Annotated in this window: 16 protein-coding genes; 10 read left to right on the top strand and 6 right to left on the bottom strand. The window is 68.7% G+C overall.

Going from position 1 to position 13,749, the window contains the following annotated elements; genetic code table 11:
* Window positions 1-91: 91 nt before the first annotated feature.
* Window positions 92-751, bottom strand: coding sequence for a glutathione S-transferase family protein (locus D0B54_RS18600; RefSeq protein WP_117292995.1), 660 nt, complete (start codon window positions 749-751; stop codon window positions 92-94).
* Between the two features lie 345 nt (window positions 752-1,096).
* On the opposite strand from D0B54_RS18600, the gene D0B54_RS18590 reads away from it, so the two are divergent.
* From D0B54_RS18590 to D0B54_RS18580, 3 genes are all read left to right on the top strand, one after another.
* The gene (locus D0B54_RS18590) at window positions 1,097-1,819 is read left to right on the top strand and encodes a hypothetical protein (RefSeq protein WP_117292991.1); all 723 of its coding nucleotides are present in this window, start codon (window positions 1,097-1,099) and stop codon (window positions 1,817-1,819) included.
* A gap of 108 nt (window positions 1,820-1,927) precedes the next feature.
* Window positions 1,928-4,213, top strand: a complete 2,286-nt coding sequence (locus D0B54_RS18585) for a TonB-dependent receptor (RefSeq protein ID WP_117292989.1) — start codon at window positions 1,928-1,930, stop codon at window positions 4,211-4,213.
* Window positions 4,214-4,230: 17 nt separating this feature from the next.
* A complete protein-coding gene (locus D0B54_RS18580; RefSeq protein ID WP_117292987.1) occupies window positions 4,231-5,241 on the top strand; it encodes a pyridoxamine 5'-phosphate oxidase family protein in 1,011 nt (336 codons plus the stop codon).
* Window positions 5,242-5,246: 5 nt separating this feature from the next.
* Here the strand turns inward: D0B54_RS18580 and D0B54_RS18575 are convergent, their stop codons facing one another.
* From D0B54_RS18575 to D0B54_RS18565, 3 genes are read right to left on the bottom strand one after another with little or no spacing between them, the layout of a single operon-like run.
* On the bottom strand, window positions 5,247-5,762 hold the full coding sequence (locus D0B54_RS18575) for a CinA family protein (protein WP_117292985.1): 516 nt from the start codon (window positions 5,760-5,762) through the stop codon (window positions 5,247-5,249).
* 20 nt (window positions 5,763-5,782) lie between these two features.
* Window positions 5,783-6,223, bottom strand: coding sequence for a CinA family protein (locus D0B54_RS18570; RefSeq protein WP_117292983.1), 441 nt, complete (start codon window positions 6,221-6,223; stop codon window positions 5,783-5,785).
* Between the two features lie 23 nt (window positions 6,224-6,246).
* Window positions 6,247-7,035, bottom strand: coding sequence for an AraC family transcriptional regulator (locus D0B54_RS18565; protein ID WP_162932547.1), 789 nt, complete (start codon window positions 7,033-7,035; stop codon window positions 6,247-6,249).
* Window positions 7,036-7,096: 61 nt separating this feature from the next.
* On the opposite strand from D0B54_RS18565, the gene D0B54_RS18560 reads away from it, so the two are divergent.
* A complete protein-coding gene (locus tag D0B54_RS18560) occupies window positions 7,097-8,062 on the top strand; it encodes a carbon-nitrogen hydrolase family protein (protein ID WP_162932546.1) in 966 nt (321 codons plus the stop codon).
* A gap of 30 nt (window positions 8,063-8,092) precedes the next feature.
* Entirely contained in the window at window positions 8,093-8,542 is a 450-nt protein-coding gene (locus D0B54_RS18555) for a hypothetical protein (protein WP_117292977.1), read from the top strand.
* 179 nt (window positions 8,543-8,721) lie between these two features.
* Here D0B54_RS18555 and D0B54_RS18550 read toward each other — a convergent pair whose 3' ends face one another.
* Window positions 8,722-8,910: a hypothetical protein gene (locus tag D0B54_RS18550; protein WP_117292975.1), complete on the bottom strand. Its 189-nt coding sequence runs from the start codon at window positions 8,908-8,910 to the stop codon at window positions 8,722-8,724.
* Window positions 8,911-9,296: 386 nt separating this feature from the next.
* Here D0B54_RS18550 and D0B54_RS18545 point away from each other — a divergent pair, with 386 nt between their 5' ends.
* From D0B54_RS18545 to D0B54_RS18530, 4 genes are all read left to right on the top strand, one after another.
* Window positions 9,297-9,857: a hypothetical protein gene (locus tag D0B54_RS18545; RefSeq protein ID WP_117292973.1), complete on the top strand. Its 561-nt coding sequence runs from the start codon at window positions 9,297-9,299 to the stop codon at window positions 9,855-9,857.
* Window positions 9,858-10,287: 430 nt separating this feature from the next.
* Window positions 10,288-10,590 carry a hypothetical protein gene (locus D0B54_RS18540; protein ID WP_162932545.1) on the top strand — a complete coding sequence of 101 codons (303 nt, stop codon included), beginning with the start codon at window positions 10,288-10,290 and terminating at the stop codon, window positions 10,588-10,590.
* A gap of 252 nt (window positions 10,591-10,842) precedes the next feature.
* The gene (locus tag D0B54_RS18535; RefSeq protein WP_117292969.1) at window positions 10,843-11,667 is read left to right on the top strand and encodes a sulfite exporter TauE/SafE family protein; all 825 of its coding nucleotides are present in this window, start codon (window positions 10,843-10,845) and stop codon (window positions 11,665-11,667) included.
* 14 nt (window positions 11,668-11,681) lie between these two features.
* The gene (locus D0B54_RS18530; RefSeq protein WP_117292967.1) at window positions 11,682-12,386 is read left to right on the top strand and encodes an MBL fold metallo-hydrolase; all 705 of its coding nucleotides are present in this window, start codon (window positions 11,682-11,684) and stop codon (window positions 12,384-12,386) included.
* 6 nt (window positions 12,387-12,392) lie between these two features.
* Here D0B54_RS18530 and D0B54_RS18525 read toward each other — a convergent pair whose 3' ends face one another.
* On the bottom strand, window positions 12,393-13,175 hold the full coding sequence (locus tag D0B54_RS18525; protein ID WP_162932544.1) for an endonuclease: 783 nt from the start codon (window positions 13,173-13,175) through the stop codon (window positions 12,393-12,395).
* Window positions 13,176-13,393: 218 nt separating this feature from the next.
* Between D0B54_RS18525 and D0B54_RS18520 the strand changes: the two genes are divergently transcribed.
* A complete protein-coding gene (locus D0B54_RS18520; protein ID WP_117292963.1) occupies window positions 13,394-13,702 on the top strand; it encodes a hypothetical protein in 309 nt (102 codons plus the stop codon).
* The last annotated feature ends 47 nt before the right edge of the window (window positions 13,703-13,749 follow it).

Here is a 13,749-nt window from a genome sequence, read left to right as displayed (position 1 = left end):
GCAGGGTGGGCGACCGGGGGGCGACTGGTAAATGCTGCCTATGACCGTCTTGTGACACTGCGGCATGAGCCTGCCCGGCGGGGTTTTGCGCTCAGTCGCGGTCCGGCGCGCCCAGCGGGAAGAACGCCCGGTAGGGGCGGGCCTCGTCGATGCAGCGGGCGAAGGCGGGGCGGGCGTTGAGGCGCTGGCGGTAGGCCAGGACATTGGGGAACTGCTCGCCGATGCGGTGTGCCCAGTCGGCATAGAACAGGGCCGGCGAGGCGGCGCAGTCGGCCAGGGTGTAGCTTTCGCCCACCGCCCACTCGCGGCCGGCCATGCGCTGTTCCAGCCACTGGTAGGCCTTGTCGAGCAGGGCGCGTGCCTCGCCGACGCCATGAGGGTCGCGCTTGTCCACCGGACGCAGCGCATCGGCCACGAGCTTCTGCATCGGCGTGTGGACGTAGTTGTCGAAGAAGCGGTCGAGGAAGCGTACTTCCAGCGCGTCCAGGGGTTCGGCCGGCAGCAGCGGTGTCGGTAGGGGGCGGATCAGGTCGATGAACTCGACGATGACGGTCGCCTCGATCAGGGTCTTGTCAGCCTTGACCAGCACCGGGAAGCGCTGGATCGGCCACAGCCTTGCCAGTTCTGCGCCGGCCGTGGGGTCTTCGGGGGACAGCACACGGTAGGTGAAGGACAGGTCCTTCTCGTAGAGCGCGATCAGCACCTTCTGGCAATAGGACGAGAAGGGATGGGCGTAGAGCGTCAGCGCCATGGTGCAGCTCCCGGGGGGGCGGAAAGCCGAGGCTAGCCTCTTTCCGGTGATGCTGCACGTCGGCCAAACCGGCGCGAATATCGGCCGTGGCCGCCCGGCGCGGCGGCTCCTGCTAGTTTTCATGGCGAGGGGCGGGGCTTTTTTCGGCGGAACATTTCCGGATGAGACGGCAGGCGTTTTGCAATTCGCGGCGTTTGAGCAGCAGTGCACGGACGGCATGGCCTGAGTCCTGCATGTTCCATCTGGGGTTCCGCGGGGTGCGGATCGCCGGGGGTATCGAGTGAAGCAGATGATCGTTTGCGTGGCCGCTTCCGGCTACGGGTTGCGCCGCGCGGCGGATTCGCCTTGAGCGCCGGCGCGGTGTCGGGGGCGGTTGCCCTGCTGCTGGCTGCGGCGATGACGGCCGCTGCGCCGGCAGATCATTCCGTGAATGTCATCGGGCCCGGCGACGAGGCCTACACGCTGCAGGAGTCGGCCGACGGCCGCAGCCTGGTACTGCGCTGGAGCGGCGGCGAGGAAGTGATCGGCAGCTGCAGCGAGCGGCTGCTGCAATGGCTGGACCTGCGCCGCGAGGGCCTCAGCGCCTCGGTGATCGAGCGCAACTGCGGGGCGACGGTGGACTACGCCACGCAGGTGGTGATCGACGGCCGTGACGGCCGCCAGACCGTCGCGGTGTTCCAGGGGCGCCCGCGCGTGACGCTGGCCTGGGACGCTGGGCGCCTGCAGGTGAACCGCTCCTGGCTACCGGCGCAGAGGGTGTTCCTGCAGCAGACCCGCGCGGCGGGTTTCGGCGTGGACCACGCCGTGCTCGGCCCGGCGGCGCGGGCCACGGCGCAGAGCGCGCTGGACGACTCCAACCGCGGCTGGGGTGCCCATGGCCGCTCGGTGGGCCTGCCCGACGAGGTGCTGCTGCGCTGGGCCGGCTGGTCGCAGCAGGCTTCGGGCATGTACCGCCCTGAATGGGGCTCCTGGCACAGCGCCGCGCCCTTCGGCGACGACCCCGGCGGCAGCGCCCGCATCCGCGAGGGCATGGGCGACTACGCCAGCAACGGCGAGCGGCCGGGCTGATTCCCCGGCCCCTGGCCGGGAGTGATGTGCCTATCGCGGACATGGGTCCCCACGGCTGAAGTCCTGAAGTACAATTGAGACGCATTATCAATTGCAATTGGGGATTTCATGGGCGAGGGGACGATGCCGCGCGTGGCTGCGCTGGTGCTGCTGGCACTGCTGGATTCTGGGGCGGTCCTGGCCGAAACGGCGCCGCAGGCTGAAACGCTGCCGACGATCCCGCTGCCGGCGGAGCCGGCTGCCCAAGCTCCGCCGCCGACCGAGGCGCGCGACGGTGCCACCGTGCTCGAGGCCATCGTGGTCACCGGCGAGCTGCTGACGCGCGAGGCCGAGCGCACCACCGCCAGCGTCGCCGTGAAGGCCGGTGCTGAGATCGAGCGCAGCAGCGCGCGCGATGTCTACGACGTGATCCGTACCACTCCCAACGCCGGCTGGAACGACAGCGAGCTGGGGCTCAGCACCATCAGCATGCGCGGCATCGGCAGCTACGGCGCCAGCCTGGTCGGTGCCGGCACGATCTACGGCACTGCCACCACCATCGTGGTCGATGGCGTCGGCCTGCCGCGCGGGGCGATGGGATTCGCGGACCTCTCGGCCTTCGACCTCGACCAGGTCGAGGTTTTCCGTGGGCCGCAGTCCACCAGCCAGGGTCGCAACGCCATGGCCGGTGCCGTGATCATCAACACCGTCGAGCCGCAGGTGGAAGGCAGCTTCATCCCGGAATTCCGCGGCCGGCTCGGCGTCGGCAACGACAACGCCCGCCAGGGAGCCGCGGCCTTCGGTGCCACCCTGTGGCCGGACCTGCTGGCGATCCGCCTCGTCACCGACTACCGCAGCAGCGACGGCGAGATCTACAACGAAACCCGTGACGAGGACGACTGGGCGGGGGATCGCAGCCATGGCAGCCGCCTGCGCGCCAAGCTCACCCCCTTCGGCGCCAGCGGTCCCTACGAGGCAGTGCTGGGCATCGCCGACAACCGTCGCAGGACCGGCAGCCGCTACGTCGAGCAGGCGCGCGAAGCGGAGCGCGTGGCCACCGCGAACGAGCCCAGCGAAGTCGACAGCGAGTCAAAGCTCTACTCGCTGGACCAGCGCCTGCGGCTCGGTGAGGACTGGACCCTGCGCGCGGTCAGCGCCTGGGCGCGCTCCCACACCCTGCTGCACCTGGATGTCGACTACACCGAGCGCGACGACGGCTACATCGCGCAGGTTGCGGACTCGCGTTCCTTCTCGCAGGAACTGCGTGCCAGCTTCAGCGGCGATGCCTGGCGCGGTACCCTGGGCCTGTACTACTTCGACGGCGAGGACGGCGAGTATTCCACCGGCCTGACCGCATTGACGGCCCTGCTGGATGCCGTCGGTGTCTGCCCGCTCGATCTGCTTTGCTCGCTGCCGCTGGGCGGCGTGACGATCGTCTCCGACAACCCTGCGCGCATCGAGAACCAGGCCGTGTTCGGCGAAGTCGACTGGCAGGCCAGCGATCGCCTGACCCTGACCGGCGGCCTGCGCCTGGACCGCGAGCGCAACAGCCGCCACTCGGTCAACGATGTCGGCGGCGACAACCCGGTGGCTGAAGCCGTCGTGCTGCTGCTGCAAGGCGCACAGGTCCTCGGGCCGGACGGCGAGACCGACGTCAGCCGCAGCTTCTCGGCGGTGCTGCCCAAGCTGGCGGCCAGCTACGAGCTGTTCGAGGATGGTTTCGTCGGGGCGGCCTACACCGAGGGCTATCGCCCCGGCGGCGACGGATATCACCTGGCCTGTGGCGAGCGCTACAGTTTCGACGAGGAACGGACCCGCAACTACGAGCTGTCGTTCAAGGGCCGGCTGCGCGGCGGGCAGACGCACTACGCGCTGAACCTGTTCCATACCGACTGGCAGGACATGCAGGTGCCGGTCGGTCCGCTCACCTGCCAGATCATCACCAATGCCGGCCGCTCGCGCATCCGGGGCGGCGAACTGGAACTGGCAACCTCGCCCTTCGAGAGCCTGCGCCTGGTCGGCAGCGTCGGCATCGCCCACGGCAAGTTCATCGATTTCGACAGCTCGCAGGGCGACTTCAGCGGCAATCCGCTGCCGAAATCTCCCGAGTACTCCGTGACGATGGCCCTGGAGTGGACGCCGATCGGGAATCTGCTGATCCGCCCCGAGGCGCAGCGCGTGGGCGCGACTTCGGCGCAGGTCAACAACCTTCCCGAAAACCAGATCCCGGCGTATACCCTGCTGAACCTGTCGCTGCGCTGGCAGTACCGGGGGCTGGGCCTGTTCTTCAACGGCAACAACCTGGCCGACCGCGACTACCGCCTGGACGCCAACACCACGGCGCTGCGCCGCGATCCCATTGCGGCGCTGGGTTACGGCCGCCGCCTGCTCGGCGGCGTAGAGTTCCAGTTCTGAGCATCGAGGAGAAGCGCATGGGCAGCGACCACATCACCGATTTCGCCAGCCTCGAGGCCGTGATCGGCAAGCTGCCCGGCCCGCGCGACCTCAAGGTCATCGACTTCCTCGATGCCGCGTCGCTGCGCTGGCTGCAGACCTCGCCGCTGCTGTTCGCCAGCTTCGGCGATGCCGCGGGTATCGGCATCACGCTCGGCGGCGGCGAGCCGGGCTTCGTGCAGGCGCCGGATCCGCGCCGCCTGCGTATCCCGCTGGCGCTACTGGATCAGCCGGAACTGGCGCGCGCTGGCATCGGCTTCGGCGGCCTGTTCCTGTCGCCGAGCCTCTGCGAGACGCTGCGCGTCAACGGCCGCGTCGCATCGGTAGCGGAGGGCATCGCCGAGATCGAAGTGCGCGAGTGCTTCCTGCACTGCGCCAAGGCCCTGATGCGGTCCGATTTCTGGAAGGGCGATCCCGGCGGTGACATCCCGGACCAGGCTGCGGCCTTCGTCGGCGCCAGCCGCTTCATGGCCCTGGCCACGGTCAACCCTGAAGGCTGGGCCGATGTCAGCCCCAAGGGTGATCCGCGCGGCACGATGCTGCGCATGCAGGACGGCGACGCCTGGTTCGCCGACCGCCCGGGCAACCGCCGCGTCGACAGCTTCCGCAACATCCTCGCGCAGCCACGGGTTGCCGCCGCAGTGCTGATGCCCGGCTCCACGCGCATCGTGCTGATGTCGGGCCGTGCGCGCATCACCACCGACGCGGCAATGCGCGCGGTCTTCACGGTGGCCGAGCGCTTGCCCAAGCTGGCCACCTGCATCGGGCAGCCTTCGCTGCAGATCCAAGACAGTGCCGCGCTGGCCCGGGCGCAGCCCTGGCCGGCGGCGCCCGCGGCCCAGGACCTGGACCCCGCGGCGATCTTCAAGGCCCATGTCCTGCACAGCAAGTCCGGCGGTCTGGTCGCCGGCATCTCGCGCGCCGCGCTGGCGCTGCCGGGCCTGATGGAAAAGACCTTGAAGAACGACTACAAGAAGAATCTGTACTGAGGGGCCTAGGCTTCGCGCACGGCCCGCGGCGCGGCTTCCAGCGCTTCCACCAGCAGGGCCAGCGTCGCTTCCGCGAAGAGCCACATGTTTTCCACCCGGTCGCTGCTGCCGGTGCGCAGTGTGCGCACCCGCTGCAGCGGTCCGGTCACCGCCATGCAGGTGTGGCCGGCGGGATCGCCGTAGGGATTGCCCTGGGGCCCTGATGCACCGGTTTCTGCCAGGCCCCAGGCGATGCGCCCATGCTTGGCCTTCACCGCTTCCGCCAGCCACTGTGCATAGGGCTCCGAGCTGGAGCGGATGCCCCGTTCACGCATCTCGTCGGTGGAAATTCCGACCAGGCCGCGGATTGCGCGTGCCGAGTAGGTGATGGCGCCGCCGGCGAAGTAGGCGGAGGCCCCGGCCTGCGCCAGCAGGCTGGCGGCGATCAGCCCACCGGCGGAAGTTTCGGCTACGGCGATCTTGTCGCCGCGCTCCTTGAGCAGCAGGCCGGCCTTCTGTCCCAGTAGCAGGATGTCGCGCATCGTAGTTTCCTGTGAGCTTGTCAAAGTGTGAGCGGTTCGACGCGGGGATGCCATCCATGGCGAGGCTTCAGTTCGCCCATTTGGCCCCGGCCCGGCCATCCATGGCCGGGCGTTCGCCGGCGTGGAGTGCCATTCAAGGCACTCCACGAAAGCCCCGGCTCACCCCAGGCGATGCGCCCATGCTTGGCCTTCACCGCTTCCGCCAGCCACTGTGCATAGGGCTCCGAGCTGGAGCGGATGCCGCGCTCACGCATTTCGTCGGTGGAGATGCCGACCAGGCCGCGTATGGCGCGTGCGGAGTAGGTGATGGCGCCGCCGGCGAAGTAGGCGGAGGCCCCGGCCTGCGCCAGCAGGCTGGCGGCGATCAGCCCACCGGCGGAAGTTTCGGCCACGGCGATCTTGTCGCCGCGCTCCTTCAGCAGCAGGCCGGCCTTTTGTCCGAGAACGAGGATGTCGCGCATGGGATTTCCTTGCAGGTGTGAACTCAGGCCAACGTGAGAATGCGCGGCGGGCTGCTGCCGGCCAGCACGCTGGCTGGTGCCACGCCGAACATCGCCTTGAAGGCATGACTGAAGTGGGTGGAACTGGCGAAGCCGGCGTCGAAGGCGGCGGTAGTCAGCGTGGCGCCGGCGGCAATACGCTCCAGCGCATGGCGGAAGCGGATCCAGTTGCGGAAGCGCCGCAGCGGCACGCCGGTCTGGTCCTGGAACAGGTGTTGCAGGCGGCTGGGCGAAAGTGCGGCGGCCTCGGCCAGGGCGGCCAGCGGCAGGTTCTCGGTGAGATCGGCCTGCACCAGCTGGATGGCCTGCTGCACGCGTGCGTCCAGCAATGGCGCCTGCGGGTAGCGGCCCAGTGTGGTGGCGAGTGCGTGTTCCAATGCCACAGCATTTGCGCCCTGCGAGGCATGGAAGGCGCGCAGTGCCTCCGGCAGCGGCGTGCCGGCCACAGGATCGAACTGCGCGGCACCGCCGTCGCGTGCCGACATGCGCGGGTGAAAGGGCCGGTGCGGGTCGTTGTAGAACACCGCGGTGATGCCCTCGCGCAGGTCCAGGGCGTGCATGCAGCCGGCCGGCACTAGGGCGCTCTGTGCGGAGTGCCACTGGCGCTCGGCCGAGAGCCAGACCCGTACCTCGCCCTGCAGAGCCACCAGCAGCACGGTGGCGGCATGCCGGTGCGGCGCGACCTTGCCCAGCGGGCCGACGAACAGCAGGCGCTCCGGCCAGAGGCAGATCAGCGGCGGCAGGCCGGGCGCGGGGGTAGCCGGTTTGGGCAAGTGTCGGGGCATGGAGCGAAGTAGATTGCGCGGCATCCCGAACCCTGTCGAGTCCGTCGCCATGAATTCCGCCTCGCCGATGAAGGTCGCCGCCGTCCAGATGCAGGGCCGCCCCGGAGATTTCGCGGGCAACCTGCGCAGCGCGCGTGACTACGCCGGGCAGGCCTTCGCGGACGGCGCGCGCATCGTCGCGTTGCCGGAGTTCTTCGCCTCGCCGGTGTACTACGACGAGCCCTTCGCCGACCAGGCGCTGGACGCAGACGACAACCCCGCGCTGGAGATGATGCGCGACCTGGCCCGGCGCCACCGCGGCTACATCGGCGGCTCGGTGGTGCTGCGGCGCGGGCAGGGGGTGTTCAACACCTATTTCTTCGTGCAGCCCGACGGCAGCTATCGCATGCACGACAAGGATCTGCCGACGATGTGGGAGAACTGCTTCTACGAGCCGGGACAGGACGACGGCTGCATGGACACGGATCTCGGCGGTGTCGGCGCCGCAGTCTGCTGGGAACTGATCCGTACGCAGACGGTGCAGCGCCTGCGCGGTCGCATCGGCCTGGCCATGACCGGCAACCACTGGTGGACCATACCCTCGAACTGGCCGCTGCTGACGCCACTGCTGCGCGGCCTGGACCGTGTCAACCGCGGCTTCTCCGAGCAGGCGCCGGTGGAGTTCGCAAAGCGCCTGGGCGTGCCGGTGCTGCATGCCTCGCACTGCGGCCGCTTCCGCAGCCGCTTCCTGCTGCTGCCGGGCACGCGGGTCAGCGTGCCGCATGAGTCCGAGTTCGTCGGCGCGACGCAGATCGTGGATGCCCGGGGCCAGGTGCTGGCGCGGCGCACGACGCGCGAGGGGCCTGGCATCGTCAGCGCCGAGATCCACCTCGGCGCGCAGCCGCCGGTGGCGGCGCTGGACGAGGGCCGCTACTGGATTCCGCCGCTGACGCTGCTGCACCGTGCCTACTGGCATCAGCAGAACGCCTGCGGCAAGAGCTTCTATCGCCAGCGGCAGCAGGCCGCCGGGCGCTAAGATCATTCAAACAACGAGGGGACCGTCATCATGCTTACCGCCGTACAGATCGCCCAGGTCGGATGTGGCCTGTTCTTCATCACCGGCCTGCTGACCGGCATCTGGAAGTACCGCTGCATGATGAACAGTCCGCAGGCGCAGGCGCCGGTCTACGTCGACATCTGCCACCGCACGGCACTGATGTACACCTTCGCCTGCCTGGTGCTGGCGGAATTCGCCAAGCTCAGCGTCTGGAGCGAGGCGGTCAACGCCTGGGCGGTGGCGATCCCGATCCTGTTCTTCGCCTCGGCGGTGATGATGTACGCCATCCACGGCATCCTGCGCGACACCGACAACCAGCTGCAGCGCCCGCACAAGCTGGGGCATGCGCATCTGCCGGGCGGTTTCATCACGCTGTACATGACCGGTTTGATCGTGGGCGAGGTGGGTGGGTTTCTGGTGCTGTTCGCGGGCTTCCTCAAGCCGATCCTGGCGGCCTGAGGGCACTTGCGGCGCTGTTCCCCCGGCCGGCATTGCGGGAGGTGCTGGCGCCGGTAACGGCGCTGGCGTGGACGTCGCAACTGCATGCACTGGCCGAGCAAAGCCGGCCGGTCACCTCCGGTCGGCTGCGTTCCTGTTGCTGGATGTGCTGTCCCTGCTGTTCTCGTTCTTCAAAAAGCTCAGCGTGACGCGCCGGCCGCGATGCTGACGCTGCCCTGCGGCGGCGTTTCCCCCACATAGGCCGTCGCCGCCAGCAGCAACGCGGCGGCGCCGGCCACCGCGGCCAGTTCCTTGGCGCGCGAGCGGCGCGGGCGGCTCATCAGGATGAGCGGCAACGGGATGCTCTGATGCTTGGCGACGGTTTTCACGGTGTACTCCCTGTACCCTTTTCCGGTTGCATGTGGCAAGGCACATGCCGGGCACCAGTTTGAGTGCAAGTCCTTGATGTGTCTGTGCGCGGGTGCTCAGTGCGCCCTGAAGCCACCTGCAAACTGCAAGGAGGCGTCGATGCATGTCTTGCAGTTTTCCCGGAGACCGGTTTGCGGCCACTGCGAGTTGAGCGGGAGGCTTTGTCTGGTGCGTGCTGCGTCCGCGGCATGCCGTTTGCGCAGGGCAGACCGGACAGACTCTGCAATCTGCATGGCCTGCGGCACGAAGCATGAAATCAGGCCGTTGATTCAACATGTTTTTCTGCAATGCCCTCGTTGGCTCGCCGCTTGCGTTACCGCTCCTAAAGAAGAAACGGGGAACGCACATGAGCGCACAAACCATTCTTGCCTCGATCGCCACGGCCGTCGCGATGGGAGGTTGCACCGCGGCCGATCAGCTGATGTCGGACCGCTCGCGGCCGGAGCTGGCCTGGGGTACGGCCGCGCCCGGCAGCGAGGTGGTACAGCGTCTCGCCGAGACCGAGCCGCAACTGAGCGGCGCGCCGCATGCACGCTTCAAGGTGATGGTGCGCGCCGCCGACGACGTGGCGGTGGCCAGCCTGCAGCTCAAGGTGGTGGGCACTTTCCGCTGCGCCACCGCCGCCGGCGACTGGATCGCCCCCTTTGACGTGGTGCGCGAGGTGCCCGTCGCCGAGAGCGGGCGTGCCACCGATTCGCGCAGGGTCTACGCCAGCACGCGCCTGCAGCTGCTGGGTACTTCCTGCGGCCGCTTCGCGGTACCGGTGCGCGCCGGTGAAGAGGAGCTGTACGCAGTGGGCGGCAGCTACAGCCTGCATGCCACGGCCACCGACACTGCGGGCAAGTCTTCCAGGTCGGTGATGACGATCGATACCCTGCCGGCAACGCAGGCGCTGGCGGCCTTGTGATGACGGCGCCGTCGCCGCTGAAGACATGCCGCCTCTCCTTTTGTGGCGCGGGTCCCGCTTACGGGGATTCGACTGGGTATTCAGTCCGGGCGAAGTGCAATTAACCGAGATTGAACGGGGCTTTGCCGTTCATCCTTGAAGAAGCACTGCAAAAAACAATGCAGATGACCGTTCTTCCTTTCGTGCGATCTGCCGATATCCACAGGGCCTGTGCATAAGGCTGTGGATGGGGCGCGCATGAGTTGGGTGGCCCGAGCGCAGGCGGCTACCGCTGCGGGTTCGGTCAAATCTTCGCCACCGCGGATCGCTGCTGCCGGATCAGGGGCTTGCGACGGGAGTCAAGTTTCGCGCGTAGGAAAATTGCTATTGCAGCCCTGACAGGGCGCGCGTATTTTTTGATCACTTCCGCGATTTGCAGGGGGACTGCTTCATGGACGAGCAAGTAGCCGCGTCGCTGTGCCACGAGTTGTACCGCATGGCCAAGGCCGATCCGGGTATGGGGGCCTCGGCGATGGAGCGCGCGGCGGCGATCTGCCAGCGCTTCGACGACGCCTATCCCCAGTCCCGACAGCTGTCCGAGCGCCTGCGACGCATGCAGATGCTGATGCAGGACTGGGTCACGGCGGACGGCTGGCAGAAGCATGGCCATGGCCCGGCCGTGCTGCGCGGCGAGCTGATCGAGCGCATCGCCGAGATCACCGACGAGGTTTGCGCACGTCCGGCGCTCGCTTAGCGGGTTTCTTCGCGGTGGCATGTGCCACGCTGCCGCCGCTGTTCGACTGACGATCAACATCGGCACCACCAGCGTCACCTTCCTGATGGTGTTCCTGCCTGGGCGTGGCCGCATGCGCCGCAGCGATCGCGAACGAATGAACCCACGGCGGCGGCCGGGCCTTCGCCGACGGTGTCCGGCATCAAAAAATTCTAAAGGACCTGCGTTGCGGCGGCTTACACTCGCCCGGGGCGAGGCGGGGAGTCCGAGGGAATGAGCGTGCTGCTGGGCGTGGTCGCGGGGCTGGTGCTGGGCCTGACCGGAGCGGGCGGCTCGATCTTCGCCGTGCCGCTGCTGATGCTGGGCCTGGGCTGGAGCCTGGCCGAAGCGGCGCCGGTGGCGCTGCTGGCGGTCTGCGCCGCCGCCGCCTTCGGCACTGTCGTGGCCTGGAACGTCGCCTACGTGCGCTACCGCGCCGCGATCCTCATGGCCCTGGCCGGCGCCTGCACCGCGCCGCTGGGGCTGCTGGCAGCGCAGCGGTTGCCTGCGAACACCCTGTCGCTGCTGTTCGCCGCCGTGCTCGCCGTGGTGGCGCTGCGCATGATCCTGCAGGCGCGCCGTGCGCCGGATGAGGCGCGCGTCGTCCGCGCCACGGTGGCCGGCGAGGGCGCCGAGGCTGGCGGGCCGCTGTGCCGGCTGCACGCGCAGACCGGGCGGCTGATGTGGACGCTGCCCTGCGGCCTGCTGATCTCCGCCATCGGCGCGGCCACCGGCTTCGTCTCGGGCCTGCTGGGTGTCGGCGGCGGCTTCGTGATCGTCCCCTCGCTGCGCGCCGCGACGCCGCTGTCGATGCACTCGGCGGTCGCCACCTCACTGCTGGCCATCGCCCTGACCAGTGCCGCGGCGGTCGCCGGCGTACTGGCACTGGGGCGTGTGCTGCCCTGGGCTGCGGCACTGCCCTTTGTCGTCGGCGCATTGCTGGGCATGCTCGCCGGCCGCGTTCTGGCGCCGCGCATTGCCGGCCCGGCCTTGCAGGGCGGCTTTGCGCTGGCGATGCTGGCCACCGGCGCGATCATGGCGATGAGGGTGCTGCGATGAACGGGGGAGCGGGCATGCTGTTCAGGCAGTTCTTCGAGCCGGAGTCCAGCACCTACACCTACCTGTTGGCCTCGGGCCGCGGCCGCGAGGCGCTGATCATCGACCCGGTCAAGGAGCAGGCCGAACAATACCTGCAGGCGATCCGCGAACTGGACCTGCGCCTGGTGCGTGCCATCGACACGCACACCCATGCCGACCACATCACCGCCCTGGGTGACCTGCGGGAGGCCACCGGCTGCATCACCATCATGGGCGAGCGCAGCCGCGCCGAGTGCGTGTCGCAGACTGTGCGCGACGGCGAGATGCTGGAGGTGGACGGCGTCACGCTGCAGGCGCTGTACACGCCCGGCCACACCGACGAGAGCTTCAGCTTCGTGCTGGCGCCGGCAAGGCCGCGTGCAGTCTTCACCGGCGACGTGCTGCTGATCCGCGGCAGCGGCCGCACCGACTTCCAGGGCGGCGATCCGGAGCAGTCCTGGCAGTCCATCGTCGATCGGCTGTTCAGGCTGCCGGACGAGACGCTGCTCTACCCGGCGCACGACTACAGGGGCTGGACCGTCTCCTCCATCGGCGAGGAGAAGGCCCACAATCCGCGCCTGGCGGGCAGGACGCGCGAGCAGTACGTCAGCCTGATGCGCGAGTTGAAACTGCCCGATCCGAAGAAGATGGACGTGGCGGTGAGCGCCAACCTGGCCTGCGGGCGGCCGCGGCTGGCCTGAAGCACGTCACTCCACGAAGGGATTGGCCCAGCCCGTGATCTGCTTGCGTATGTATGCAGCGCGGTAGCGTTCCTCCGGGCTCACCGGGTCCTGCGCGCTCCAGGCCTGGAACTGCTGGATTTCCGCGTCGCTGAACGGCAGGCCGTAACGCTGTGAGTAGTACAGCGAGATGCGCGCGACGTCGCCCTTGATGTCTTCTGGCGGCTCCACCCGGCCGAGCTGCTGCCGCTGCTCGCGGTGCTGCTCCAGCTCGAAGTCGCAGCGGCCGTAGACACGCGGCTCGCCCGGCAACTCCGTGTAGGGATGGTTGGAGCGGCGCGCGTTGAGTGCGCCCAGTGCCGGCAACAGGTTGTAGGGATCGTTCTCCGCCAGGCGGAAGGCCTCGTTGCTGCGGCAGGCGGCACGGCTGGAGCAACCCAGTGCCTGCACCATGCGCGCCGCCGGCACCACGTGCTCCCACTCGATGCGCGCACCGCGCGTGGCGTCGTCGCCCCAGGGCTTGTCCGGCGCGAAGCCGCAGGCCGCCGGTTCCACCGCGCGCGTGGCGGTGTCGAAAGTACAGCCACAGTAGACCTCACGCGGCGGCAGCCGCGTGTACAGCGGCAGCAGGTAGCGATTGGCCATGGCGTTGTACGACAGCTGCGACAGGTCCGGCAGCACGGCCGCGGCAGGCGGCTCCGGGTAGGCCCCGCGGTCTGCTTCCGGCAGCACCCGGCCGGGGCTGGCGCAGGCGCTGCAGAGCAGGGCGAGCGCGAGCACCGGGGTTCGCGGGGCGGAGCTTGGCTTCATGCGCGCAGGGTTCCGTAAAAAAGGCGCGCATCGAAGCATGCGCGGCGCCGGCGCGTCCAGCGCCTTCCTGACCCCATTGCCAGCTTGCGGCCCGTTCCTGACGCCACTGTCAGCTTTATTTGCGCCGCCGCCGTTCCCGCCGCAGTCTTGCACCCGCATGGTGCAACGCGGCTCCGGGCGGGGCCGGGCGCCTGCCTACGCAAAGGAGTGCGGACGACATGGAGAGCACGGTGGAGGTATCGGCGGCGGAGATCGCGGAATTGCTGGAGGAGCGTGTGCGCGAGTGGCTGCGCCGCGAGGACCGGTCGATCTCGCGTGATTGCTTCCGGCAGCTCTCCGCACGCATCCATGCTGCGGTACCGGAGATCATGCGCAGCGAAGACCTGCTCAGCGCTACCCGTGCCCTGGACCGCCTGCTGGCGGAAATGGCGGCGGAGGCGCGTGGCACCATCCTGGAAGAGGTGACGCTGCGCCTGGCCACGCTCAAGACCGGCGGCCTGTGGCCTTTTGCGCCCGAGCGGCAGTGAACGCGACGCGGCAGGGGATGACGGATATGTGACCGTACGGATATTCA

It is taken from the genome of Solimonas sp. K1W22B-7, assembly GCF_003428335.1.
Taxonomy (GTDB): domain Bacteria; phylum Pseudomonadota; class Gammaproteobacteria; order Nevskiales; family Nevskiaceae; genus Solimonas_A.
This window is presented reverse-complemented; position numbering and strand designations above follow the sequence as displayed.

Coding starts and splice junctions, on each gene's coding strand:
- D0B54_RS18545 (WP_117292973.1), top strand. CDS start 9,297: ATGAGCGCACAAACCATTCTTGCCTCGATCGCCACGGCCGTCGCGATG.
- D0B54_RS18525 (WP_162932544.1), bottom strand. CDS start 13,175: ATGAAGCCAAGCTCCGCCCCGCGAACCCCGGTGCTCGCGCTCGCCCTG.
- D0B54_RS18570 (WP_117292983.1), bottom strand. CDS start 6,223: ATGCGCGACATCCTCGTTCTCGGACAAAAGGCCGGCCTGCTGCTGAAG.
- D0B54_RS18575 (WP_117292985.1), bottom strand. CDS start 5,762: ATGCGCGACATCCTGCTACTGGGACAGAAGGCCGGCCTGCTGCTCAAG.
- D0B54_RS18535 (WP_117292969.1), top strand. CDS start 10,843: ATGAGCGTGCTGCTGGGCGTGGTCGCGGGGCTGGTGCTGGGCCTGACC.
- D0B54_RS18520 (WP_117292963.1), top strand. CDS start 13,394: ATGGAGAGCACGGTGGAGGTATCGGCGGCGGAGATCGCGGAATTGCTG.
- D0B54_RS18560 (WP_162932546.1), top strand. CDS start 7,097: ATGAATTCCGCCTCGCCGATGAAGGTCGCCGCCGTCCAGATGCAGGGC.
- D0B54_RS18585 (WP_117292989.1), top strand. CDS start 1,928: ATGGGCGAGGGGACGATGCCGCGCGTGGCTGCGCTGGTGCTGCTGGCA.
- D0B54_RS18555 (WP_117292977.1), top strand. CDS start 8,093: ATGCTTACCGCCGTACAGATCGCCCAGGTCGGATGTGGCCTGTTCTTC.
- D0B54_RS18540 (WP_162932545.1), top strand. CDS start 10,288: ATGGACGAGCAAGTAGCCGCGTCGCTGTGCCACGAGTTGTACCGCATG.
- D0B54_RS18530 (WP_117292967.1), top strand. CDS start 11,682: ATGCTGTTCAGGCAGTTCTTCGAGCCGGAGTCCAGCACCTACACCTAC.
- D0B54_RS18600 (WP_117292995.1), bottom strand. CDS start 751: ATGGCGCTGACGCTCTACGCCCATCCCTTCTCGTCCTATTGCCAGAAG.
- D0B54_RS18580 (WP_117292987.1), top strand. CDS start 4,231: ATGGGCAGCGACCACATCACCGATTTCGCCAGCCTCGAGGCCGTGATC.